At 62.0% G+C, this 22,805-nt stretch carries 20 protein-coding genes and 1 pseudogene; 15 read left to right on the top strand and 6 right to left on the bottom strand.

Annotation, left to right across the window (positions count from 1 at the left end; translation table 11 throughout):
* Positions 1–21 precede the first annotated feature (21 nt).
* Positions 22–747, top strand: a complete 726-nt coding sequence (locus K307_RS06140; RefSeq protein ID WP_042881483.1) for a ferredoxin--NADP reductase — start codon at positions 22–24, stop codon at positions 745–747.
* A gap of 4 nt (positions 748–751) precedes the next feature.
* Here K307_RS06140 and K307_RS06135 read toward each other — a convergent pair whose 3' ends face one another.
* Positions 752–1,045, bottom strand: a complete 294-nt coding sequence (locus tag K307_RS06135; RefSeq protein ID WP_230625534.1) for a phasin family protein — start codon at positions 1,043–1,045, stop codon at positions 752–754.
* 856 nt (positions 1,046–1,901) lie between these two features.
* Here K307_RS06135 and K307_RS06130 point away from each other — a divergent pair.
* The gene (locus K307_RS06130) at positions 1,902–2,294 is read left to right on the top strand and encodes a GreA/GreB family elongation factor (protein ID WP_042876983.1); all 393 of its coding nucleotides are present in this window, start codon (positions 1,902–1,904) and stop codon (positions 2,292–2,294) included.
* 466 nt (positions 2,295–2,760) lie between these two features.
* On the opposite strand, the gene K307_RS06125 is transcribed toward K307_RS06130, so the two are convergent.
* Positions 2,761–3,624, bottom strand: a complete 864-nt coding sequence (locus K307_RS06125) for a hypothetical protein (RefSeq protein WP_042881482.1) — start codon at positions 3,622–3,624, stop codon at positions 2,761–2,763.
* Between the two features lie 847 nt (positions 3,625–4,471).
* Here K307_RS06125 and K307_RS47595 point away from each other — a divergent pair.
* Positions 4,472–4,594, top strand: a pseudogene (locus K307_RS47595) (potassium transporter Trk); the annotation flags it as partial.
* Positions 4,595–5,096: 502 nt separating this feature from the next.
* On the opposite strand, the gene K307_RS06115 reads toward K307_RS47595, so the two are convergent.
* From K307_RS06115 to K307_RS06105, 3 genes are all read right to left on the bottom strand, one after another.
* The gene (locus K307_RS06115; RefSeq protein ID WP_051974704.1) at positions 5,097–6,092 is read right to left on the bottom strand and encodes an SDR family NAD(P)-dependent oxidoreductase; all 996 of its coding nucleotides are present in this window, start codon (positions 6,090–6,092) and stop codon (positions 5,097–5,099) included.
* 55 nt (positions 6,093–6,147) lie between these two features.
* Positions 6,148–6,558: an SgcJ/EcaC family oxidoreductase gene (locus K307_RS06110; RefSeq protein ID WP_042876979.1), complete on the bottom strand. Its 411-nt coding sequence runs from the start codon at positions 6,556–6,558 to the stop codon at positions 6,148–6,150.
* A 210-nt stretch (positions 6,559–6,768) separates the two neighbouring features.
* Entirely contained in the window at positions 6,769–7,476 is a 708-nt protein-coding gene (locus tag K307_RS06105) for an alpha/beta fold hydrolase (protein WP_051974703.1), read from the bottom strand.
* A gap of 176 nt (positions 7,477–7,652) precedes the next feature.
* Here K307_RS06105 and K307_RS06100 point away from each other — a divergent pair, with 176 nt between their 5' ends.
* Positions 7,653–8,432, top strand: coding sequence for an IclR family transcriptional regulator (locus tag K307_RS06100; RefSeq protein WP_041229001.1), 780 nt, complete (start codon positions 7,653–7,655; stop codon positions 8,430–8,432).
* 37 nt (positions 8,433–8,469) lie between these two features.
* Here the strand turns inward: K307_RS06100 and K307_RS06095 are convergent, their stop codons facing one another.
* A complete protein-coding gene (locus K307_RS06095; protein WP_148271739.1) occupies positions 8,470–9,258 on the bottom strand; it encodes an IclR family transcriptional regulator in 789 nt (262 codons plus the stop codon).
* A 116-nt stretch (positions 9,259–9,374) separates the two neighbouring features.
* On the opposite strand from K307_RS06095, the gene K307_RS06090 reads away from it, so the two are divergent.
* The 11 genes from K307_RS06090 (at position 9,375) to K307_RS06040 (ending at position 22,459) form a co-directional block, all read left to right on the top strand.
* Entirely contained in the window at positions 9,375–10,817 is a 1,443-nt protein-coding gene (locus tag K307_RS06090; protein ID WP_042876976.1) for a carotenoid oxygenase family protein, read from the top strand.
* A 3-nt stretch (positions 10,818–10,820) separates the two neighbouring features.
* On the top strand, positions 10,821–12,569 hold the full coding sequence (locus K307_RS06085; RefSeq protein WP_042876973.1) for a class I adenylate-forming enzyme family protein: 1,749 nt from the start codon (positions 10,821–10,823) through the stop codon (positions 12,567–12,569).
* A 45-nt stretch (positions 12,570–12,614) separates the two neighbouring features.
* On the top strand, positions 12,615–14,090 hold the full coding sequence (locus K307_RS06080; protein ID WP_042876971.1) for a carotenoid oxygenase family protein: 1,476 nt from the start codon (positions 12,615–12,617) through the stop codon (positions 14,088–14,090).
* A 21-nt stretch (positions 14,091–14,111) separates the two neighbouring features.
* Positions 14,112–15,353, top strand: coding sequence for an acetyl-CoA acetyltransferase (locus K307_RS06075; RefSeq protein WP_042876970.1), 1,242 nt, complete (start codon positions 14,112–14,114; stop codon positions 15,351–15,353).
* Between the two features lie 38 nt (positions 15,354–15,391).
* Positions 15,392–16,153 carry an enoyl-CoA hydratase/isomerase family protein gene (locus K307_RS06070; RefSeq protein ID WP_042881477.1) on the top strand — a complete coding sequence of 254 codons (762 nt, stop codon included), beginning with the start codon at positions 15,392–15,394 and terminating at the stop codon, positions 16,151–16,153.
* Between the two features lie 56 nt (positions 16,154–16,209).
* Positions 16,210–17,013 (top strand): SDR family NAD(P)-dependent oxidoreductase, encoded by an 804-nt coding sequence (locus K307_RS06065; protein WP_051974702.1) that lies wholly within the window; start codon positions 16,210–16,212, stop codon positions 17,011–17,013.
* A 203-nt stretch (positions 17,014–17,216) separates the two neighbouring features.
* The gene (locus K307_RS06060; protein WP_230625532.1) at positions 17,217–18,251 is read left to right on the top strand and encodes a Bug family tripartite tricarboxylate transporter substrate binding protein; all 1,035 of its coding nucleotides are present in this window, start codon (positions 17,217–17,219) and stop codon (positions 18,249–18,251) included.
* A 112-nt stretch (positions 18,252–18,363) separates the two neighbouring features.
* Complete coding sequence (locus K307_RS06055; RefSeq protein WP_042876966.1) at positions 18,364–19,341, top strand: Bug family tripartite tricarboxylate transporter substrate binding protein; 978 nt, start codon at positions 18,364–18,366, stop codon at positions 19,339–19,341.
* A 118-nt stretch (positions 19,342–19,459) separates the two neighbouring features.
* The gene (locus K307_RS06050; protein WP_051974700.1) at positions 19,460–20,533 is read left to right on the top strand and encodes a porin; all 1,074 of its coding nucleotides are present in this window, start codon (positions 19,460–19,462) and stop codon (positions 20,531–20,533) included.
* Between the two features lie 163 nt (positions 20,534–20,696).
* Positions 20,697–21,227: a phosphotransferase family protein gene (locus K307_RS06045; protein ID WP_230625531.1), complete on the top strand. Its 531-nt coding sequence runs from the start codon at positions 20,697–20,699 to the stop codon at positions 21,225–21,227.
* A 35-nt stretch (positions 21,228–21,262) separates the two neighbouring features.
* The gene (locus K307_RS06040) at positions 21,263–22,459 is read left to right on the top strand and encodes an IS110 family transposase (protein WP_051974576.1); all 1,197 of its coding nucleotides are present in this window, start codon (positions 21,263–21,265) and stop codon (positions 22,457–22,459) included.
* The last annotated feature ends 346 nt before the right edge of the window (positions 22,460–22,805 follow it).

Genomic DNA, 22,805 nt, shown 5'->3' with positions numbered 1-22,805 from the left:
ATCCATTCTCGGGAGCATATGATGAGCACCTACGAATCAAGGCTGAAAGGATGCGAACAAGTCGCGGACGGCACCTTCGCATTCCATTTTGAAAAGCCAGCCGGTTTCCATTTCAAGCCCGGCCAGGCCGTCGACCTCGTCCTTCCCGATCCTGCGCCGGCCTCGGCGCATTACGCTGCGCGGCACACGTTCTCCCTTGTCAGTGCACCGTTTCAGGACGAACTGGTCATTGCGACGCGAATGCGCGACAGTCCGTTCAAACGGGTGCTCAAATCCTTGTCAGTGGGCGCCATCGTCAGGCTGGAAGGGCCGTTCGGGTCCCTGACCCTGCATGGCGATCGCGCACGGCCTGCGGTCCTCATTGCGGGTGGCATTGGTGTCACGCCCTTTGTCAGTATGCTGCGGCAGGCGGCGCGCGAGCAGTTGCCGCAACGCATTGTGCTGCTTTACGCCAATCGCCGACCTGAAGATGCCGCATTTCTCGCCGAGCTCACGCAGCTTGAACAGAGATACAAGTATTTCCACTTAATTGCGACAATGACGCAGGTAGTGAAATCCGCGTCGCCGTGGGACGGCAGCACTGGCCAGATTGACGAAGACATGGTCAGAAGGGCCTGCAGCGAATATGCCGCGCCGGTCTACTATGTGGCCGGGCCACCGGGCATGGTGGAATCGATGCGCAATGTCCTGAGTGATCTTGGCGTCAATGACGATGCGATTCGCAGTGAAGAATTTTTTGGCTACTAGCGAATCACGATCGAATCGACAAAGCGGGCTGGCATGTGAAGGCTTGCCCGCTTGCGAACTGCATCAGAGCGATCTGCATTGCCAGGAGATCCTGCGGCCTGCCCATTGCAAACATCCGCTTCGTGCACTCACTGGATCCTTGCAGCGAGAAGGGGACCAGCTGAAGATTCCATTCGAGCAGCTTCTCAAAGTGAGCAAAAGCTTGGTCCATGAGACCTACCATGTCCGCCATGCCTCGCAAGACTTCAAGGTTCGTCCGCTGCGTTATGGAAATATGGTGTATGGCTAGTGAATTCACGATCACACTCCTGTAAGCACACGCCATTTTTTCTGCGTGCTGATGGGGATGGGGCCGGCGTGCGATCCCGCCACGGGAAAGCGGATTCAGCCGGCTTGCTGCCCGATGGTCAAGGAAAATGCATGAATGCTCCTCGCACATGTGCCCGCTGCATGGAAGCAACAGTCATCTTTGACCGCAAGCCAATGGTCAATCGAAATTCAACAGGGCGACCCCATTGATTGGATGACCAATACGGAAAAAGAAATGCAAGGTGGGGGATTCCGGAGCTTGTTGGGCGCTTTAATCGCGTGCCCAGCAAGCTCCGGAACAATTAGAGGCAGGCGAGAGTCGCTCCATACCGCGACTGCCTCGTGCTGTAGGAGCGCGAGACCTTCATTGCAGCGCCAATTTGTAACGGCAAGGCTACTATCTGCGATACCGGCTGTCGCTTCATGCCTGATAACCCGAATTGGCAGAAATACTGCACCACCGTATCCATTGCCTGGTTCCTCAGCAGAAGACCAAAAACGAGCCGTTGACTATTCGGTCATCTTATCCATTTCCTGGAAAAAGGGCAAACCGGCTGCCGGTATCCTTGTCTTGGCGCTGTGAGCCGCCCGGCCCTCATGGCTTCCCTTGAGATGCGAACCCTGTTTAAATGATGGCTGTGAGGATTTTCACTTTCGCGCCCGTATTTCCGTGAAACGCACATTCCTGCTCCTTCGCGCGGCGACTGCCGCAATGCTCCGTGCCGCCCGGCACTCTGCCTGACACCGTTTGGTACTGTCTGCAGAGCTCCGGGCCGAAACTCATTCCCCTGGAGCCAGGGACAGTTCCTTGGCGAGTGGATTCACAGTGATGCGCGGAGTTTGCGATGCGAAAGACAATTTTCCTTACAAGGGCCCACGTCGAGCGGCTCAATTCTCTTGTGGTGGATCAGGCGTTGCCAACGCACAAGCGGCAGTCCCTGCGTGAAATAATTGATCAAGCAATCGTCTGCACGCACACCAGCCTGCCGGCCAAGGCCATCACGCTGCATACCCCCTTTTTATGCATCGAAGCGCAGCATCGTGAGCATCTTCTCTGGCGCATTGTGTACCCTGAGGACGCCGACTATCGCCAGGGCAAGCTGTCGATCCTGTCGCCGGCGGGTATGGCACTGTTTGGTTTGCACGAGGGCCAGCATGTCCGTGTCGCCGTACCTGAGAGCCTGAACGTTCTTGAAATCACGGTCGAGGAAGTCATGGAGCCCGAACGCATCCATTGATGCTTTACAAAGATCAGGGTGGCGCCGCTTTGGTTAAGCCCCCACCACAGGCGGGGACTTGACCTTGGCGGAGATCGCAGTTGGCACAAGTGCGGGCGTGAAGACGAAAGAGGGCGTTGCTGTCCGTGATGCCCTCGGGGCCACCGCGGCCGGGATGGGCCAGAACAGATCGCTGCACACAATCTTTGAAGGCAGGGAGATCCTTGCCGCAGACTGCACGCCAGCTACCCGTTCCATCCCATCAGGTCCATCGCGAGCATCAGGCCTGCCAAAGCACAGGCCGCCGACACGCCAGTCAGCAATCGCACATCCCGGAACGACTCGCCCGCTCGCCTTGCCTGTATCGCCGCGACGAGTGCAGCGAGGCCCATTGCGGCCAATACACACCCTATACCTACCATAACGACTACTTGCTCCTGTGACTCTTCAGAGTTAAGTGAGTCATGCGATCCACAGCGGCCGTGCCTCAGCGCGGCTGCCAGCTTCCGCACACCAGTGTGGAAGGCTTCTGCTTGGCGACAATACGAGCGCTATCTTCCCAGGCGTCGACGCGCACGTTCAGGCCGGCGTAGATGCCGTAGCCCGGCCCGGTCAGGATGTCTTCCTCGGTCTGCACGCCTTCGCCGGCCTTGATGGCGCCTTCGGCGGCGATGGTCTCCCTGGCCTTGATGCCCCAGCCCGCCACCAGGTGCTGGCCGGCACGGATTGCGCCGCCAGCCTCGATGCCGCAACCGGCGACGATGTCGTGCTGGCCTTCGATATTCCCACCCGCCTTGATGCCCTGACCGCAGCGGATAGCGCCTTGCGCCACGATGTTCTCCCCGGCTCGCAGGTTGCCGCTCACCGATATGCGCTCGCCGGCGGTGACATCCCAGCCAGCGCGGACATTGCCCTTGCAGTCGATTTCTGTCTCGGCTTCGATGCCCCAGTTGGCCTTGACGTCGCCGCCGGCTTCGATGGTGCCGCCGCTGTAGAGATTGCCCGCGCTGTCGATGTTCTCGCCGGCGACGATGGAAATGCCGGCCCGGATGCCCGCACCGACGCGGATGCTGCACCCGGCCCTGATCACTGACTCGACATCGATGACGCCGCGCACGATTACGGTGCCGGCGAAAACCAGCGCCTTGGCATCGAGCGCATCCAGCGTGAGGATGGTGTCTGTCGGGCCGAACTGGTCGAGCAGCCAGCACGCATCGCCGACGCGGTCAGCCTGGACCAGCGCATCGAGCAGGCGCTGGTAGTCGCTTCCACCGTGGCGGTTGCGCAGGAACCATTTGTATCCATCCGCGCAGGGGCGTTTGGCTTTGACAAAATTCTGAGAGAGCTCCATGGCCATGAAGGTGTAGCTCGTAAGCTGGCTAGGGCCGTTGTGCGACGGACAAGTCCGGCGCCGGCCAAAGGATTTGGTGCGAAGGAGTCTGCGCGCCGGACGACCGGCCGGCGCGCATTGGATCAGAATTTAATCCGAGCGGTATCGGCGTCTGATCAATCGAGATTGAGGGCAATGTAGAGGACGGCCATCGCCCCCATTGCGCAGAGTGTCCTACGATAGATGACTAAGGTCTTGCGGCTGATCGTCGGCATGCTCTCTCCCATTTGCACGTTGAACAGTGGGCCGCCATCGATGCTTGCGGCCCCCGGGCAATGTGCCGTGCAGGGAGATCAGATCCGGACTGTGGGCTAGTCCCTGATTCCCCGCACGGCTAAGAGAAGCACGGCGGGAAGATGGAACTGTTGGGCGACCCTGACTTGCAGGGCGGCGAGGCCGCGTTGCTGTGCACAGGCACGCGCAGCCGCAACATGCTTGGCATGCTGGCGGTTGGCGGTGCGGATCTGTACAGAGTGCATTCGGTCGCTACGTTTGCTGGAGGACGGTTGTTGTGCGCCGAGCCACTGTTGGCCGGCTTCCGGTGGGGCTAAGTGCCCCCCTATATTCGGTTTCGCCGCTCGACTTGCAGGGCTGCTTGCCCGGCCCGGATGCGGAGACTGACTTCACTTATACCATATGCTGTGGGGTTTGCCCACCTTGCCGGCCGGATCGGCGTCAGGTTGCTGGCCCCGTTGCGCCAAATGGGGCGATGAGGAAGGCAAGATCGCTCTATCACGGTTGGTCATCGTTTTCCCGCCGCTGCATCAGTTGCGCGGTGTAGTCGTGACGTATGAGACGATTCGTTGCTAATGCTTTCTCTGTGCTCTTTTTCGTATCGGTGGGGATGTTCGAGCCGTCCATCCTGGTGAAATTGCCGGTACATGTGCTGGGCGTGCTGGCCATCATTATTGTCGGTAAGTCCATTGCGGCTTCTATAACTCCAGCGAATGCATCCCGGGTTATTAACGGCTTCCTCCCGGTTCGAGGGCAGCACACTGGTTCTGAGGGCATGGCCGCCAAGCGCCCCGATTGGCGTCTCGTATGCCATTAGCGCGGCCAAGGCGTTCGCCGGCAACCACTGGATGCGCGACGTACGGCCTGCCACGACAATCCCTACTGACTCGGAGCGCTGTACAAGCTCATCCCTGCCTTCACCCTGACTGGAGCGGCTCTCTATACGGATGCCGGAACTGACAGCACAGAACTAGCACGGCCAATAGAGAACCAGACCGGCGCTACGGTCGGCGTTCGTCGCTACTAATCGACCGGCTGAAACGCCCGTCGCGCAAGCCCAGCAACAGCTCATTCGAACTTGACTTGTCACTGAATTCAAAGACGTTTGGCCGGCATAGCGGAGCAATCGGCGTGAAAAATGTCCACATCTGCCGGTGTCTCCACTGTCTCTTCAGGAACTGGACCTTCCCTACGACGGCTTAGATTTCTACCGAATTCACTGACGCCAAGTTCACAATTTCAGAATCGCCGCGCGCAAGCACCAGCGATTCGAGCTTGGCCACTACATCGGACGGTGTCGCAGTGGACTTAGGTGTATGTGCGTAGATATGCGGGCGCCGCTCCTTGCGATCGAACCAGATCGCCTCGGGGCGTACCTGCTCCGGCCGGCGGCTGGCCAACCAGACGATGGTGTCGGCGCCCTTCTGATGGTCACGCAGAACGGATTTGAGGATGGCCACGAAGCGCGGCATCGAGCGGTTGACGCTGGCCGTATTGACCCACCCGGGGTGCATCGCATAGAAGCACCTCCCGGTGTCGGCGAAGGCCGCACGCCAATGCGTCATGAGCATCATCTGCGCGCGCTTAGCAAGGCCGTAGGCGCGCACGCCGAGATAGCCGGGGCCGGTGATATTGAGATCGTCGACCACCATCGCGTGGTTGTACATGCCGCCCGACGCCACCTCGATCACGGTGGCATGTTCGCGCAGCATCTTGCGTCCCAGCAATTCGCGCAACAGCAGATAGTGGCCGAGAATGTTTGTGGCAAACGAGGTCTCGAGCCCCTCTCGGGTGATGATCTGGTCCCGCTTCTGGATGCCCACATTGTTGACCGCCACATCGATGCGCACCCCGCGCTGCTCCAGGCGGTCAACCAGCGCCCAGACGTCAGCCTGCAGTGAGAAGTCCGCTGTCTCGATCTGTAACGCTTCCGGTCGCGTCACCGAGGCGGCGAACGCCTTCAGCTTGGCGGTGTCTCGCGCCACGCAGATGACGGTAGCGCCGGCCGCCACGGCTTGCCGGGCAGCGGAGGCGCCGATCCCTTCCGAGCCACCAGTGACCAGCCAGGTTTGCCCGCGGAAATCCGGGTTGATCCGGCGCCAGAACAAGCGGCGCGCGTGATAGCCGATCGCACTGTAGCTCGGCGTGAAGCGGCAATAGAACGCGATGATCTTCTTGAGTGGGGTCTTGGCCATGATACTGGAACTGATAGTTGAGCTGGAATGCGTTGTGCGGTGCCGCGGATCAGCCTTACGCGTGAGGATCGGCGCTCAGGCCGAGGGCCTTCAGCAGCGTAGGACGGTCGTAGTACTCCCGCCACAGCGAGATCAGCGCGCCGTCGAACTCGAGGATGCCGACCGTCGGAACCGAACGACTAACGCCGTCAATGATGATTTCGTCGATCCGCTCCACGATGAGCGCCTCGTCGGCAGTACCCATGCGCTGGATATGCAGCTTGACATGCTTGTTAGGTTTCGCCGCTTTCTCGATGCGCTCCAGGAATGCTTGCCGCCCCACGCAAGGGTCCAGCATCACCGAATGCAGCACGCCGTCCGGGGCGAACAGGCTGGCGCACTTTTGCCAATCCTTTGCTTCCCAGGCTTGTGTCATTTCCCTAAAGACATCTTTCTTCTGTTCGGCGGAAAGTGTGGATGCGACCATCTGGATTCCTCTTTTCGTTATCGGTTGAATTGCCGGCTGTCGTCCCTGACTGGCCGCTGGTCCTGCGTGGTCTCGCGCCCGCGAATTCTGCTGCTATCGAATGCTGCTAGCCCCGCGGGCGAGGGTCTTTGCAGTTGAATTACAGCGATTGCTGTGCTGTTTATCCAGATCAATCTGAAAAATATCTCGTATGTCGAGAAAACGGCGGCACTACGCGGCGCCTCGCTCCCGCAGCAACTCCCGTAAAGCACTGGCAACTGCTGAGGGTCGTTCGAGCGGCGCCATATGTCCCGCCTGTTCGATCCAGGTCAGGCTGGCGCCCGGTACCTGCGCGGCGATTTCCGCAGACAATGCAGGCGGTACAACGCGATCTTCGCGTCCGCAGATGGCGGCGACTGGCATCTGCGCCGCAAGCAACGCAGCACGCGTATCGTGCCGGGACATGATGGCGCGGATCTGGCGAGCGAAGACGTCGGGACCAAGCGTTTCGAACATCGTGCGCAGCGCTTGGGCCGGGACGCTGTCCCCGGCATGCGTGGGATGGAGATTAAGCGCCAGCAATTTGTGTGTCAGCGCTGAGAAATCCGTCTGGACTGCGTCGAGCAGCGTCTTGCGGCCGGCCGTCTGTTCTGGACTCTCGGCCCGCATGGACGTACCGAGCAGCGCGAGGTGGGACACGCGCGATGGCGCCTGCGCCACGATTTCCTGCGCGACGTAGCCTCCCATCGAAAAGCCGGCCAGCGCGAAGCGCCCTTGCTGCTGCGCCAGCACGCTCTGCGCCATCTCGGCAATGCTGGTCTGCCAGCTCAGATCCGCAACGCTGATGTCCGCCACATCGCTGAGTTCGGCGGCGACCGGGTCCCACACGCTGGCGGTGTTCATCATGCCCGGCAGCAGCCATAGTCTGATGCGATTCAATGCAGCCTCCGTTCGACTAGAGTGGGGCGTCGCGCGTTGTTCCCTGCTTGTCATGACAGCGCGTTCACCGAATCACCATCATCCCGATGGTTAGTGCCAGCGACCGACGGCCCCGTTTGTCGCGATTACAAGGGACGGACTTTCGGCATACAAGTGGAATTTGCTATATTTGCTCAATGGATGAGAAAAAGACTGCTTTGGCCCCCGTGGCCGGCACGCAAAGTGCCGCCAGAGCCCTGTCGCTGCTGCGGCATGTCGGCGCCAACCATGGCTCCGGCATCCGGCTCCGCGATCTGATCGCGGTGTCAGGGCTTGATCGCTCGACCACCCATCGTCTGCTGACGTGTCTGATCGAAGAGGGCTTCGTCGAGCGCATCGGCACCACTAAGCTCTACCGGCTCGGGATCGAAGCTCTGCAATGGGGGTTCTCGTCCGCTGGGCTGTCTAGCGTAAGCGATCGTTTTCGCCCGGTGATGCAGCGGCTGGCTCGCCAGACCGGTGACACGGTATTCCTGCTCGTGCGCAGCGGCGATTTCGCCGTGTGCCTGTGCCGAGAGGAAGGCGATTATCCGGTCAAGGCCTTCATCGTGCAGGTCGGCGTTCGGCGACTGCTCGCCACCAGCGCAGTGGGTGCATCAATCATGGCGATGCTGCCCGATGAAGAGATTGCACAAATGCTCGCAAGAAATGGCAAGGAGTACAGCCGGCTCGGTATCAGCGCAAGCCAGCTGCGCCAGCTGATCGCACGCGCACGAAAGCTCGGTTACTCGGAGTCGGCGGATCCACATGTCGAAATGAGTGGTGTAGGATGCGCGTTCGCGCTCACCCGCAACAGCTATGCAGGGATTAGTATCGCGGCGATCAACTCGAGGATGCCGGCGAAGCGTCGCGCGGAACTGGGCGAGTTGCTGATACGAGAAGTCAGCCCGTTCGGGTGGCACGGCGAGGAACAATAGACTTTGCGCGGCAAGGCGCGGTTGGCCCCGCCTGGTATCACATCAGCTGTCGGGCCAAGGCTTGCAATTTTGGCCCGATCTCTTCCAGCAGCCAGGATCGGTTCAGTGGACGTCCCTGGAACGCGCAGTTAAGCGCCGCAGGCTCTCCGCGATCAATCCGGCCGAGTGGCACGGCCACCGCCTGCACATCGGGAAAGATTTCGCCAACCGACACGCAGGCCCCCCAGCGCGAATACTCGGCCATGTTGCGGCGTAACTCCGCCTGGTGCCGCTGCCACTCCTCCGGCGCGCGGACCCGCAACTGGTTCATCAAGGCCTCGCGCTCTGATGGCGCGCATGACATCAGGTAGGCTCGCCCGATCGCGGTCCCGGCGAGAGACTGCCGCGTCCCCACATCCAGCGGATAGACCTTGTGGTGGTGCGAGCGGATTGCCTCGATATAGACGACGCTGAGGCGGTCTCGGATACCGATCGACACCGAGCCCCCCGTGCTTTCGGCAAGTTCGAGCAGGTAGGGTCGTGCGCGCCGGCGGATCGTGAACAATTCCAGCAGCGGGTAGCTCAGCGAGAGCACCGCACTTCCGAGCCGGTATTTGCCGTGGGGCTCGTCCTGTGCCAGATAGCCCATCGCCACCAGCGTATAGGTCAAGCGCGAAATGGTCGCCACCGGCAACTCCAATCGGCGCGAGAGTTCCTTGTTACCCAAAACCGGCTCCTCCGGCGTAAAGCAGCGCAAAAGAGCGATCCCGCGCGCCAACGTCGTGGCGAACTGGCGGTCGCCCTCGTATTCGAGGAGGTCGAGCGGTACGCGGCGCGGGACGGACATGAGTTGTTTATGACATATCGAAACAACGATCAGTATATCAAAAATACTTGGGCGTTCCTTGAGGTCCCTCCCTAGACTGGCGCCATTGATCTTCACCGCGCAACGGAGGCACTCATATGCAAGTCGACGACCTGCCCATCCTCGACAATCCCGCCCTGAGCGGCAACAACGCAGGCATTCAGCGGGAAGACTCCTTTGACGAGTTGCCCGTGATCGGCTGCGTGCCGGCGGATCTGAATGGCCTGTATGTGCGCAACGGACCGAACAACTACTTTCCACCTGACTGGCGCTACCACGCCTATGACGGCGACGGCATGCTGCATGCGGTGCGCTTCCGCAACGGCAAGGTGAGCTACCGCAACCGATGGATCGCCACCAGCGCGCTGCAGGAAGAGAAGGCAGCGGGGCGCGCGCTGTGGAAGGGACTCAAGGAACCGCTGCGCGCGAACCGACCCGACGAGCCGCTCAAGAACACCTCCAACACCGATGTGAAGTACCACGCGGGCCGGCTGATTACCATGTGGTATCGCTCTGGTATGCCGTACGCGGTCGATCCCGACAGTCTGCAGACCTTTGGTCCCGCTGATTTCAGCGGGGCCGTTACACGGATCTCGGCGCATTCCAAACCGGACGAGCACACCGGCGAGCTGATGTTCTTCGACTATGGCTTGACGCGGCCGTTTATGGAATACGGCGTGATCGGACCGGATCGAAAGGTCGTGCATCGCACCGAAATCCCGCTCGACGCGCCAAGTCTTCCGCACGACATGGCCATCACCGAGCACTACAGCATTTTGCACGACTTCCCGTTGCGGCCGGATGCCGAGGCGTTGCTCGCGGGCCGCTACAAGCTGCGCTTCGATGTCAGCCAGCCGTCGCGCTTTGCAGTGATTCCGCGCCATGGCCACGCAGATGAGATTCGCTGGTTCAACTCCAAGCCAACGTACATGTTGCACGTTGTCAATGCATGGGAAGAAGGCGACGAGATCGTGATGATCGGCACGCCGTACCGGATCCACGCAGGCCCCGACGGTCAGCCGGACGCGCGCAGGCTGGAGCGGACCATCCATTTGCGACAGCGCGACTTCCTGCTCTACCAGTGGCGCTTCAATCTAAAGACAGGCGAGACGCGCGAAAACCCGATCGACGACGTGCTCAACACGGAATTCCCCGTCATCAACAGCATGTACCAGGGGCGCAGGAATCGCTGGTCGTACAACGTAGTGTTTCCGCATGGCGGCCACGAAAAGCCCCGCTTCCCGGGGCTGGTCAAGTATGACCTCGATACCGGCGGCTATGTCGCATACAGCGCCGGCCCGCGCCATTTCTACAACGAGCCCGGCTTCGCGCCGCGCGACAACAGCATGGCCGAAGACGACGGCTACTTGGTCTGCTTTGTCTGGAACCCCGTTGACGCCCGCTCGGAAATTCAGGTGTTTGATTGCAGGGGCGCGAACCTCGCCCAAGGACCGGTTGCGCGCGTGCTCTTGCCACGCCGCGTCCCCAACGGTTTTCACGCCACCTTTGTCAGTCAAGCGACGCTCAATCGTTGGAAGTAAATCATGATCTTGGTATCCAGGGACAAAATCGAAGACTATGTCGCGCGCGGATGGTGGGGCGAGCGGACTCTTGGCGCAATGTTCGTCGAGACCGCGGTGCGGCAGCCCACCGCCTTCGCAGTCGCCGACCCACCTAACCGGTCTGAGCTGTGGGGCAAGGCGGCGCAACAGTGGACGTGGGGCGAACTGCTCGAGCAAGTCGGCCGCTACACCGCCTGGCTGCACCGGCAAGGTTTGCGCAAGGACGACATCATTGTGCTGCAGCTGCCGAATTGCGTTGAGCTGCACGCGCTATACATTGCTTGTGCCATCTCCGGCGTCATCGTGTCGCCTGTGCCGATGCAGTACCGCGGGCATGAGCTGTCCCATGTGCTGAGCACCACCAGCGCCAGGTTCGCCATCACGACGCAGCGCGTCGGTTCCTTTCAAGCGGCCGAGCAGTGGTCCGCCTACATGACGCAATGCGTCGCGCTGGAGCAAGTCTGGTCCTATCGGGACGATTCGGGCGAAGCCTTGCCACCTGCTATCGGCGACCTTGACGCCGCGCTAGCGGCCACCACTGGGTGGAACGCGGCGGCGCTATGCGCGCACATGGAGGCGATTGGCCTGACGGCGCATGACGTCTTCACCATCTGCTGGACTTCCGGCACCGAAGCCCGCTCCAAGGGGGTGCCGCGCAACCACAATGAGTGGCTGGTGGTCGGTCAGTCGGTAGTGGAGGCCGGCCGCCTGCAGCCCGGCAACCAGCTCCTGATTCCTTTCCCCTTCGTCAACATGGCGGGAGTCTCGACCAGCCTCGTGGCGTGGCTGCTGATCGGCGGCGGCTTGCATCATCACCACCCGTTCGACATCGAGGTATTCCTTACGCAGTTGCGAACCAGCCTGATCGACTATACGGTGGCGGCCCCGGCTGTGCTGAGCCGGCTGCTCAAGGAGCCGGAACGTCTCAGCGAAGTCGACCTGCAGCGCCTGAAGCGCATCGGTTCGGGCGGCGGCCCGCTGGCGGACTGGCTGGTGGCGCAGTTCGCGCAGCGCTTCAACGTCGAAATCGTCAATTACTTCGGCTCGAATGAAGGCGCGGCACTGTCGTCGACGCCGGAGGACATCCCCGACCGCAGCCAGCGCGCGCTGTACTTTCCGCGCATGGGAGTACCCGGTTACACCTGGTCGCACTCCAATGCAAAGCGTATCCGCACCCGCCTCGTCGATCCCGATACCGGCGCGGAGATCGATGGGCCGGGCCACGTCGGCGAACTCCGCTTTCAGGGACCAGCGATCTTCAGCGGCTATTTTAACGCCCCGGAGCTGTCGGCGTGCGCGTTCGACGAGCAAGGCTACTACCGCACCGGAGACCTGTTCGAAATCGCTGGGAATCGTCATCAGTTCTATCGCTTCGCAGGGCGCCACAAGGACATCGTGATCCGCGGTGGCATGAATATTTCGTCGGAGGAAGTCGAGAACCTGCTGCTCGGCCACCCCGATGTCCGGGAGGTGGCGGTAATCGGCAGCCCCGATCTGACACTGGGCGAGCGGGTCTGCGCGGTAGTAGTGCCGCAACCAGACGCCACCGTCACGTTGCCTGCGCTGGTGGCGCATTTGCGCGCGGAAGGTGTCGCAGCCTTCAAGCTGCCGGAGCAACTGCTGATCATGGCCGAGCTCCCCCGCAACCCGGTCGGCAAGGTGCTCAAGCGGGAGTTGCGCCAGTTGCTGGCGAGCGTAAGTCAGAACACGAGTACGGCGGTGCAGGGGTAGCACTGAATCGCCCGCATCGATCAAATTTCATATAGCGAGTCAACCATGCATGTCGAAGTCGTCGGAGAAATCCACCCTACGCTGGCGCTCGAAGGGCATCCCTACACTGCGGGGCCGTTCACCCCAAACTATCGCGAAGTCAATGCCGTTGACCTGGAGGTCGAAGGGACGATCCCGGCACGCCTCAATGGCGTCTATCTGCGCAACACGCAGAACCCCGTGCACCAGCCGCTCGGCAAGTTCCATCCGTTCGATGGCGACGCGATGTTGCACCTGATGAGCTTTCAAAACGGTCGCTGCGAGTACCGCAACCGCTTCATCCGCACCAAGGCGTTCCAGCAGGAGCAACAAGCCGGGCGGGCGCTGTATGCCGGCCTGATCGACAAGCCGAGCTTGTCGGAGCTGCCGGGCTGGGGCGCGCGCGGCGGGCTGCGCGACAGCGCCGCGACCGACGTCATCGTCCATGCCGGAAAAGCCCTCGCGATGTTCTATCAATGCGGCGAACCATACCGGTTGGATGCACGTACCCTGGAATTGGAGGGGGTCGATGCCTGGGGCGCCGACGTGTTGCGGGACTGCGGCCTCTCCGCCCATGCCAAGGTCGATCCTTGCACCGGCGATCTGCTCTTCTTCAACTACAGCAAGGACGCTCCGTACATGCATTACGGCGAGGTCGACCGGCAAAACCGGCTGGTGCACTACGTGCCGGTGCCGCTGCCGGGCCCACGGCTTCCGCACGACATGGCGTTCACCGAACATTTCGCCATCCTGAACGACTTTCCGCTGCATTGGGACGAAAACCTCCTGCTGCAAGGAAAGCACAAGCTCAGCTACTACCCCGACAAACCGTCGCGCTTCGCCATCGTGCCGCGCCGCAGGGCCGCATTGGCGCAGATCCGCTGGTTCGAGGCAAGTCCGACCTACGTGCTGCATTGGCTCAATGCGTGGGAAGACGGCGACGAGGTGGTGCTGCACGGCTATCACCAGAAGACGCCCATGCCGAAGGCCGGCTACGACAACACCGGCAACACCATGGGGCCGGACCGGTATGGCCCCACGCTCTACGAATGGCGCTTCAACCTGCGCACCGGCGCTACGCGCGAACGCCGCCTGGACGAGCGCTATCTCGAATTCGGCATGGTCAACATGGAGTACTGGGGCAAGCCGTACCGCTACTCGTACAACATGCTTGCGCACCCCGGAGCGTTCCTGTTCGACGGCATCCTACGCTATGACCATACCACGGGCGAGTCGCAACAGTACCTGTTCGGCGAGGGCCGTTTCGGCAGCGAATCGCCGATGGCGCCGTGCCACGACGCGCAGGGCGAGGACGATGGCTATGTGGTCAGCTTCGTCACCGACATGAACACCGACCGTTCCGAATGCCTAGTGCTGGACGCCCGCGAACTCGCCGCAGGGCCGGTCGCGCGCATTTTCCTACCCCATCGCATCAGCAGCGGCACGCATGCGTGCTGGGCCGACGCAAGGGACATCCAGTCCGATTGGGCTGGCTTGCTGTGAACCCCCAACCGAGCCATTGACATGAGCCAATCCGCATATATCCTCGGCGGCTACCAGACCGACTTCGCCAAGGTCTGGTCCCGCCACGGACAGGACATCTCCGACATCATCCGCGACACCACGCTCGGCACCCTCGACGCCTGCGCGCTCGATGCAGCGCAGATCGAGAGCATCCACGTCGGCAATGCGTTCGGTGAGCTGCAACGCCAGCAGGCGCACCTCGGCGCGATGGTGGCGCAGGTGGTGCCTGAACTGTGGGGCATACCTGCCATGCGCCATGAGGGCGCCTGCGCGTCGTCGTCGCTGGCAGTGCTGACGGCGATGGCGGAGCTCGAAGCCGGACGCTACGACTGCGTGCTGGTGCTGGGCGCCGAGGAGTTCAAGAACATCTCGGGCCACGAGGCCTCGAAGAATCAGAATTCCGCCGCGTGGCAAGGCCGCGAAGATATCGATTGCACCTTCATGTGGCCTGCGGCTTTCGGGCGCATCGCGCAGGAATATGAGCGCCGCTTCGGCCTGGACCGTAAATACCTGAACCGGATCGCCGAGATCAACTACGGCAATGCCCGCCGCAATCCGTTGGCGCAGACCCGCAACTGGCAGTTCAATGCGGACAGCTTCACCGACAACGACGAAGCCAACCCGCTGATCGAGCCGGGCACGCGCCGCCAGGACTGCGGCCAGGTGACCGACGGCGGCTGCGGCATTGTACTGGCCTCGCCGCGTTTCGCGCAGGAGTATGCGCGCCGGCGCGGCACATCGGTCGACCAGCTGCCGCGTATCGCAGGCTGGGGACACCGCACCGCCGGCCTGCGCTTGCGGGACAAGTTGGAGCGCAGCCGTGATCAGGCCTATGTATTCCCGCACCTGCGCCACGCCATCGAGGACGCCTGGCGACGGGCCAATGTGACGGGTATTGAGGCGATCGACGGGGTCGAGACCCATGATTGCTTCACCACTACCGAGTACGTGGCGCTGGATCACCTCGGCCTGACGCCGCCGGGGCAAAGCTGGCAAGCCGTGGAAGACGGCAGCATCGAACCGGGCGGTCGGTGCCCGGTCAATATGAGCGGCGGCCTGATCGGATGTGGGCACCCGGTGGGCGCCACCGGCGCACGCATGTTGTTGGATGCCGCGCGCCAGGTGACCGGCAGGGCAGGGGAGGCGCAAATCGAAGGCGCAAGACGGCTTCAGACACTGAATATCGGCGGGTCGTGTGCCACCGTGGCCAGCTTTGTGGTCGAGAGGGAGGGGCAAGCGTGAAGCCGCTTGCTGATCTGCGTGCCGATACGAACGCCGCGATGCCGGTGCTGGCATGGCGGGACGGAAGCCTTGCGCATATTCGCTTCAACCGGCCGGCGGCACGCAACGCCGTCGACCTTGCACTGGCACGGGCCTTCCGCCTTGCCTGCGAAGAATTCGCCGCCGCCACCGATGTGCGCGCACTGATTCTGAGCGGCGAAGGGCGGGCCTTCCTGTCCGGCGGCGATCTGCAGGCGATGACCTCGGCGATTGACAGCGCCGCCGAGATCGTCGACGAAATGCACGGCGCGCTTGCCGTGCTGGAGCGCCTCGAATTCCCGAAGGTGGCCGCCGTGCACGGCGCGATAGCGGGCGGTGCCATTGGCGTGATGCTGGCCGCGGATCTGATCGTCGCCGCGGACGATACGCGTTTCAATGTGGCCGCCGCGCTGGTCGGGGCGAGTCCCGAGTGCGGCACGACCTGGCGCCTGCCGCGCGCCGTGGGGCTGCGCCGAGCGCTGGAACTTGCGCTGTTGTGCGAGCCTCTTTCCGCGCCAGACGCATGCGCTGCCGGCCTCGTCAACCGCGTGGTGGCACCGGCGGAGCTGATGGCTGAGGCCGAGGCGATCGCGCGTCGCTTGGCGGCCGGCCCGCCGCTCGCCCTGGCGCTGACGCGGCGCTTGCTGCTCGATGCCAGCCAGCGCGATCTGACGGCCCAGCTACGCGCCGAGGCCGAAAGCTTCGCGCTATGTGCCGCGAGCGCGGACTTCGCCGAAGGCGTGACGGCGATGCTACAGAAGAGGCAGGCTAACTTTGGCTGACATCAATCGGATCGAGCGGACTGCTGTTCCGCTCGGCAAAAGAGTCGGGCGACAACATGAACAGTGAATTGCAGGACACACACAGCGCTGCAGCCGTGGCGCCATCGCAGCGCTTCCGGCTGGATGGGCGCGTGGTGCTGGTCACCGGCGCATCGAGCGGACTCGGCAAGCACTTTGCATCTGTGCTGGCGGAGGCCGGCGCGCGTGTCGCGCTCGCCGCGCGTCGCGTGGACAAGCTGCAACCGATCGTCGAAGTGATCTCGCAGGCGGGCGGAACGGCGTGCGCATTGGCGCTCGATGTGACCGACGAGAAAAGCATCCAGGCCTGCTTCGACGCGATACCGTGGGGTACTCCGCAGGTGGTCGTCAACAATGCCGGGGTCGCGCTGACCGGGCCGGCGCTAGAGCAGACCGAGGCGGATTTCGATGCGGTGGTCGACACTAATTTGAAAGGGTGCTGGCTGGTCGCCTGCGAAGCCGGGCGGCGCATGACGAATGCCGGCGGCGGCAGCATTGTTAATATCGCCTCGATTCTTGGCGCCAGGGTGACGGCCGGCGTTGCACCATATGCCATCTCAAAGGCTGGCGTGATCCAGGCGACCAAGGCACTGGCGCTCGAACTGGCGCGGCACCGGACCCGGGTCAATGCGCTATTGCCGGGGTACGTGATGACCGAGATGAATGAAGATTTCCTGCGCAGCGACGCCGGAGAGAAGCTGCGCATGCGCATTCCAAGCCGGCGTTTCTGTCAGCTGACTGACCTGGACGGGCCGCTTCTGCTGCTGGCATCGGATGCTGGCGCAGCAATGACCGGGACGACGCTGGCAGTGGATGGCGGACATCTGGTGAGTCCGCTGTGAACGCCACGCCTGGCCCCGCGCCGACGCCATGATTTTGAGGGCGAGCGGAGCAGGGTGGCGCGGAATGCCCTTGAAGTCCGATGCTTTCCGCGCCGACCAGGGAAATCCCACAGTGTGAGCCGTTCTTTCGATTCTGTTTTTTGCTGCCTGCGTTGTGCGCTCTAATTCGGCTATGAAGGAAAGCTGGCGCTGCAGGTCCCACCATGCCGGACCATAAGAAAGGCGGCCATGACAGCCGTCTACAGGAGACAAAGCGTATGTCCACAAAAACCCGCCGATCGTTCCTCGCGTTCGCTGCTCAGGCCGCGTGCCTCGCTTGGCTCGGCAATCCCGTGTGGGCCCAGTCGAAGCCGGTGGCGCGGATCGTCGTCCCCTTCGCGCCCGGCGGAGGAGGCGATGTGCTGGGGCGCCTGCTGGCGGAGAAGCTCTCCATCGAGCTGGGCCAGACCGTCATCGTCGAAAACCGGCCGGGGGGCAGCGCCACGATTGCCACTGACGTGGTGGCCAAGTCGGCGCCGGATGGCAATACGATCCTGCTGACGGTGCCGCTGCTGGTGCAGACGCCATCGCTGTTCAAGAAGCTGCCATTCGACCCGATCGCCGACCTGACGCCGGTCGTTGACGTGGTCACGTCGCCGCTATGGGTGGCGGTCAGTACCTCGAGGACCTCGGCGCGCACCGTCAAGGAGTTCGTGGCGGACGTCAAGGCGCATCCGGCCAAGCATAGCTTCGCCTCCCTCGGCAACGGCTCCTCGGCACATGTGCTCGGCTCGCAGTTCAACGCAGTGGCCGGGCTAGACATGATCCACGTGCCCTACAAGGGCTCTGCCCCGGCGAGCGTGGCGCTGGTCGCGGGCGAGGTGTCACTCACGATCCTGGATATCGTCACGCTGAAGCCGCAACTGGCATCGGCCAAGATCCGCCTTCTGGCGGTCACTGGCGGCAAGCGGTCGCCGTTGACGCCCGAGGTGCCGACGCTGGCTGAGCAAGGCTATCCGGGCTTCGATCTGCCGACGTGGGCCGGACTGTTCGTCCCCAGCAAGACCTCGCCCGAGATCGTCCGCAAGCTGCACGCGGCGACAGTGAAGGTTCTCCATCAGCCCGATGTCGTATCACGCCTCGGCGGCCTCGGCTACATGCCCGGCGGCCAGTCCCAGGAATCGTTCGCCAGGGGAGTCGGCGCCGAAAAAGTGCGCTGGGCCGAGCTGATTGGAAAGGCCGGGATTCAACCGGACTGATCTGCCGCAGCCGGCCCGATAGGGCCGTTCAGTTGCAACAATGCTGTGACATTTGCCACTGCGCGTACGCGCAGAGCCCCCTTTTTACTTCCGAATTTGTCGAGGTGATCCAATGACGTGGATTTCATTCCCCCGCCGGCGCGCCCTGATGGCGATGCTGGTTCTGCTGTGTGGCCCGGTTGCGGCCCAGTCGTACCCCGACAAGCCCGTGCGGGTCGTGGTGCCGTTCCCCGCCGGTGGCGGTACCGATGTGGTCGCGCGCATCGCCGGTTCGGCGCTGCAGGTCAATATGAAGCAGGCCATTGTGGTCGACAACCGGCCCGGCGCAAGCGGCGTGATCGGCAGCGACTATGTCGCCAAGGCCCAGCCTGACGGCTATACGTTACTGTTCACGATTCCGATCCTGCTGCAGACTGCCAGCGCGATGCCGAAGATCCCGTATGACCCGCTGCGCGATTTCGTTCCCGTGACCACCCTGGTTAGCGCGCCGCTGTGGCTGGCAGTCAGCACCAGCCGCGTAAAGGCCACCGATTTCGCAGCATTCACCAGCGAGGCGAAAGCCACCACCAAAAAGTGGGAATACTCCTCGTTCGGCAACGCCTCGTCGTCGCACTTGTACGGCCACGCATTGAACCAGGCGCTAAGTGCCGGCATGCTCCACGTTCCCTACAAAGGTGGGAGTGCCGCGGTGCAAGCGCTGGCGAACGGGGAGGTCGCCGCGATGTGGACCGATTATCCGTCTGTGCGTCCCTATGTCGCATCCGGGAAGGTGCGCATCATCGCCTCCTCTGGCACCAAGCGAAGCCGCCTGACGCCCGATGTCCCCACGCTGTCGGAACTTCGCTTGCCGGGTTTCGAAGCGCTCGGCTGGGGCGCCTTCTTCGCACCCGCGGGAACGCCCCCGGAGGTCGTCAAGCGCTTGCAGACCGAGATTTCGGCGGTGACGCGCAATCCGGACGTCGTCAAGAAATTTGCCGACCTGGGCTACGAGCCCGGGGGCAAGCCGCAGCCGGAATTCGCCGCCGATGTCCGCGCCGATCAGGCACGCTGGTCCGCCTTGATCAAGGCGGCCGACATTCGGCTGGACTGAGCCTTCGAAAAGGGCGGCCCATTTGTTGCCTGATGAGCCGGCAGCAGGAAGAATAAGTTGCCGCCGGGAAATGGGGAATTCCCGCAGGGTCTGCATCACATCGATAAGGAGGAGTGTTTTGAACAAGATTGGACGGGTTCGGTTTCTGGCATCGGTTATGGCGATGGGTGCAACGGGTATGTCGGCGCAGGTCGTATTCGCGCAATCCAGTGTTACGATTTACGGCGTGGCCGATACCTATCTGGAGTACAGCAGCAACAATCGTTCTGCAATTGCGGGAGATAACAGCGCCAAGTCGGCGGTCAAGCTCACCTCTGCCGGCTTGTCCGGCCCGCGTTGGGGCTTGCGCGGCGTGGAAGATCTGGGTGGCGGCATGAAGGCCCTGTTCGTGCTGGAGAGCGGCTTCAATATCGACACCGGTACGATGGCCGACACCTCGCGCTTGTTTAACCGACAATCCTTTGTCGGCATGGAATCGCTCTATGGACGCCTAACGTTTGGCAGGCAATACACGACGTTTTTTGACATTCTGGCCAACTTTACGCCGCTCTACTACTCGGGGACCTACGAACCGTTCTCGGTGCTGCTCGGGCCCTTGCGCGTCGATAATTCGGTCAAGTACCGCATCGCCCTCGGCGCGCTGACGGCGCAGGCTCACTACGCTTTCGGCGAACAGCCTGGCTCGATTCAGGCCAGCGCATCCTGGGGCGGCGGCGTCAGCTACGGGTCGGGGCCGTTTGCGGTCTCGGCGATCTATGACCAGGGCAATGGCCCCGATACCGCCGCCGGCATCGCCAAGTCGCGCAAGGCAGCAGTGGCCGGCACCTACACGCAGGGACCGATCCGGCTCTCGGCCGGCTACCGCTGGGGCAAGGACGTCGCCGCAAACGGTATTACCTCGTCGCGCGACAATATGTATTGGGCCGGCATCGGCTATCAGATCGCCACGCCATTCCAGCTGACGCTCGCCTACTACTACGACGACATCAAGTCGAAGGCAGGCGTCGCCAACCCGGCCAATCCGCAACAGTACGTGTTGCAGGGAATCTACTCGTTATCCAAGCGCACCGACGTCTATGGCGTAGCCGCTTACGCAAAAAACTCTGCGCTCAACTTCGCTTCGCTGCAGACGCTCGCACCGGGGAAAACCAACCAAACCGGGGTTGCGCTGGGGATTCGGCACAAGTTCTGAGATAAGGGCGCTGGTCTCGGCACGCAAGATGTGTAGATCCTGAGTGCAGGCATATGGCCGGGAACGGCCGTATGCCTTCGAATCTATCACGGCTCGATCGCAGTTAACAAATGGACGCTAGCGAAGATGATGAAGCGTAACGCTTTCGACGCCGAGGACAAACATGACTAACAGGCGTGATTTCGCCGGCACGGTACCGGTGCGCGAGCAGCATCTGTTCGACCAGACGGCCCTGGAGCGCTGGATGGAACTGAATGTGGCGGGCTACGCGGGGCCGCTCACGATCGACCAGTTCAAGGGCGGGCAGTCTAACCCCACATACCGCCTGACCACGCCTGGCCGCAGCTATGTGCTGCGGCGCAAACCGCGCGGCGCCTTGCTGAAGGGCGCCCATGCGGTGGAGCGGGAAGCGTGCGTGATGGCGGCGCTCGGTCAAGCGGATTTTCCGGTGCCGTATATTCACGGGCTTTGCACCGACGATTCGGTGATTGGCAGCTGGTTCTTTGTCATGGATATGATCGAAGGCCGGATCTTCTGGGATGCCAGCTTTTCCGATATTTCACGGCATGACCGTGCGGCGTACATGGACGCGATGAGCGCGACGCTGGCCCGGTTGCATAAGATTGATCCCGCTTCGATCGGTCTAGATCCTATGAATGAAGACGGGTCGGTAACGCACGCAAAGCGATCCTAAAGTAAAGGTGCGACCCATTCACCTTGGAGCACGTCATGCAACCGACCCGTATCAATCATTCTATACCCGCAGAAGATGTATTGGCAGTGGCCCTGGAGCTGTCCAACAACACCTGGAAAATCGCCCTGCACGACGGCAAACGGGAGAAGCCTGCGATCCAGACTGTAGCTGCAAAAGTTCCGGCATGCCGCCTGGACGAAGCGATGCAAGCGATCGAGAAGATCAAGACGAAATGGGGAATTGGCCCTGGCGTGCGCACCGTCGTGTTGTACGAGGCTGGTCAGGACGGCTTCTGGATCGAGCGGGCGCTATCGAAGCTCGGATACGAAGTAGTGATCTGCGACCCCGCCAGCATCCCGGTGGAGCGGCACGCGCGGCGGGCCAAGACCGACCGACTCGATGCGATCAAGCTGGTGTTGTGCCTGCGCGCCTGGCTGCGCGGCGAACATGACCGCATGCACGTGATTCGCGTACCGGCCGTTGAAACCGAAGCCCAGCGGCACCTGGTGCGCGACCGGGGTGAACTTCAAAAAGAAACGCTACAGCACCGCGACCGGATACGCAAGCTGCTGCGAACAGTGGGTTGCTGGCAAGACGTCGAAGGCGATATCGCAAAGCGGCTAGCAAAGGGAGAAATCTCCTGCTACGACGGCGCGGCAATCCCTGCGCAGTTGCATGCGCGGCTGACCCGGGAGTGTCAGCGCTTGGCCTTAGCCCAGCAGCAACTCGCTGCACTGGAAAAAGACCTGGTCAGGCAATTGCCGGAACCCGCACAAAAGCGTATTGCCGACCTGCAACGGCTCAAGGCGGTTGGCCCGGTCGGCGCGACACGACTGGTGCTCGAGCTGTTCTGGCGCAGCTTTGACAACCGCCGGCAGGTGGGCGCCTGTGTCGGCTTGGCGCCGCAGCCGTACGACAGCGGCCAGAGCCGGGTCGACCAGGGGATCAGTAAGCAGGGCAACCGGCGCGTGCGTTCTCTGCTTATTGAAATGGCGTGGCTCTGGTTACGCTATCAGCCCGGCAGTGCGATGGCGCAGTGGTACGTGCAGCGCACCCAAGGCAATAGCCAGAACAAGCGGGGCAAGCGCATCGCTATAGTCGCGGTGGCGCGACGGCTGGTCATCGCTCTGTGGCGCTATCTGACGCATGGAATCCTACCCGAGGGAGCGCTTCTGAAAAACAGCAAGACCACAGGATTAAAACGTTCAGCCGGCGAGGTGGCAGCAGTTTGAAGGCATGGCGGCAACGCTCGCATTAGCTGCTCCTGTCCGTCATATCGCAAGTCAGTTCGAAGTAGACAAGCCCGTGCAGCCTGCTGGTTGCAAACGCAACCGACACTACTAGATGGGGCTTCTCGCATCAAGGTCGCCTTAGCGCAACGCGCATGCAGGATTGGGCTGGGCAAATACCAGCGGATAGAAGTTGGTGGGACGTCGAAGTCTCACGTAAAGATGACCGGGAACTTTGAAACTGGTGAACAACAGCGACAGACGCCTGTGGTAAGCGCGAGCTAGATTAAGGAAGAAGTTGGATCAATTTGCGTAAAAATTCTTGCCTTCCGACTCATCATAGAAGCAG

Origin of the sequence: Cupriavidus necator A5-1 (assembly GCF_000744095.1) — a bacterium.
In the GTDB taxonomy this organism is placed as follows: Bacteria; Pseudomonadota; Gammaproteobacteria; order Burkholderiales; family Burkholderiaceae; genus Cupriavidus; species Cupriavidus necator_A.
The sequence above is the reverse complement of the archived record's forward strand: the minus strand, read 5'-3'. Positions and strand labels throughout refer to the sequence as shown.

Coding starts and splice junctions, on each gene's coding strand:
- K307_RS06140 (WP_042881483.1), top strand. CDS start 22: ATGAGCACCTACGAATCAAGGCTGAAAGGATGCGAACAAGTCGCGGAC.
- K307_RS06130 (WP_042876983.1), top strand. CDS start 1,902: ATGCGAAAGACAATTTTCCTTACAAGGGCCCACGTCGAGCGGCTCAAT.
- K307_RS06125 (WP_042881482.1), bottom strand. CDS start 3,624: ATGGAGCTCTCTCAGAATTTTGTCAAAGCCAAACGCCCCTGCGCGGAT.
- K307_RS06115 (WP_051974704.1), bottom strand. CDS start 6,092: ATGGCCAAGACCCCACTCAAGAAGATCATCGCGTTCTATTGCCGCTTC.
- K307_RS06110 (WP_042876979.1), bottom strand. CDS start 6,558: ATGGTCGCATCCACACTTTCCGCCGAACAGAAGAAAGATGTCTTTAGG.
- K307_RS06100 (WP_041229001.1), top strand. CDS start 7,653: ATGGATGAGAAAAAGACTGCTTTGGCCCCCGTGGCCGGCACGCAAAGT.
- K307_RS06095 (WP_148271739.1), bottom strand. CDS start 9,258: ATGTCCGTCCCGCGCCGCGTACCGCTCGACCTCCTCGAATACGAGGGC.
- K307_RS06090 (WP_042876976.1), top strand. CDS start 9,375: ATGCAAGTCGACGACCTGCCCATCCTCGACAATCCCGCCCTGAGCGGC.
- K307_RS06085 (WP_042876973.1), top strand. CDS start 10,821: ATGATCTTGGTATCCAGGGACAAAATCGAAGACTATGTCGCGCGCGGA.
- K307_RS06080 (WP_042876971.1), top strand. CDS start 12,615: ATGCATGTCGAAGTCGTCGGAGAAATCCACCCTACGCTGGCGCTCGAA.
- K307_RS06075 (WP_042876970.1), top strand. CDS start 14,112: ATGAGCCAATCCGCATATATCCTCGGCGGCTACCAGACCGACTTCGCC.
- K307_RS06070 (WP_042881477.1), top strand. CDS start 15,392: ATGCCGGTGCTGGCATGGCGGGACGGAAGCCTTGCGCATATTCGCTTC.
- K307_RS06065 (WP_051974702.1), top strand. CDS start 16,210: ATGAACAGTGAATTGCAGGACACACACAGCGCTGCAGCCGTGGCGCCA.
- K307_RS06060 (WP_230625532.1), top strand. CDS start 17,217: ATGCCGGACCATAAGAAAGGCGGCCATGACAGCCGTCTACAGGAGACA.
- K307_RS06055 (WP_042876966.1), top strand. CDS start 18,364: ATGACGTGGATTTCATTCCCCCGCCGGCGCGCCCTGATGGCGATGCTG.
- K307_RS06045 (WP_230625531.1), top strand. CDS start 20,697: ATGACTAACAGGCGTGATTTCGCCGGCACGGTACCGGTGCGCGAGCAG.
- K307_RS06040 (WP_051974576.1), top strand. CDS start 21,263: ATGCAACCGACCCGTATCAATCATTCTATACCCGCAGAAGATGTATTG.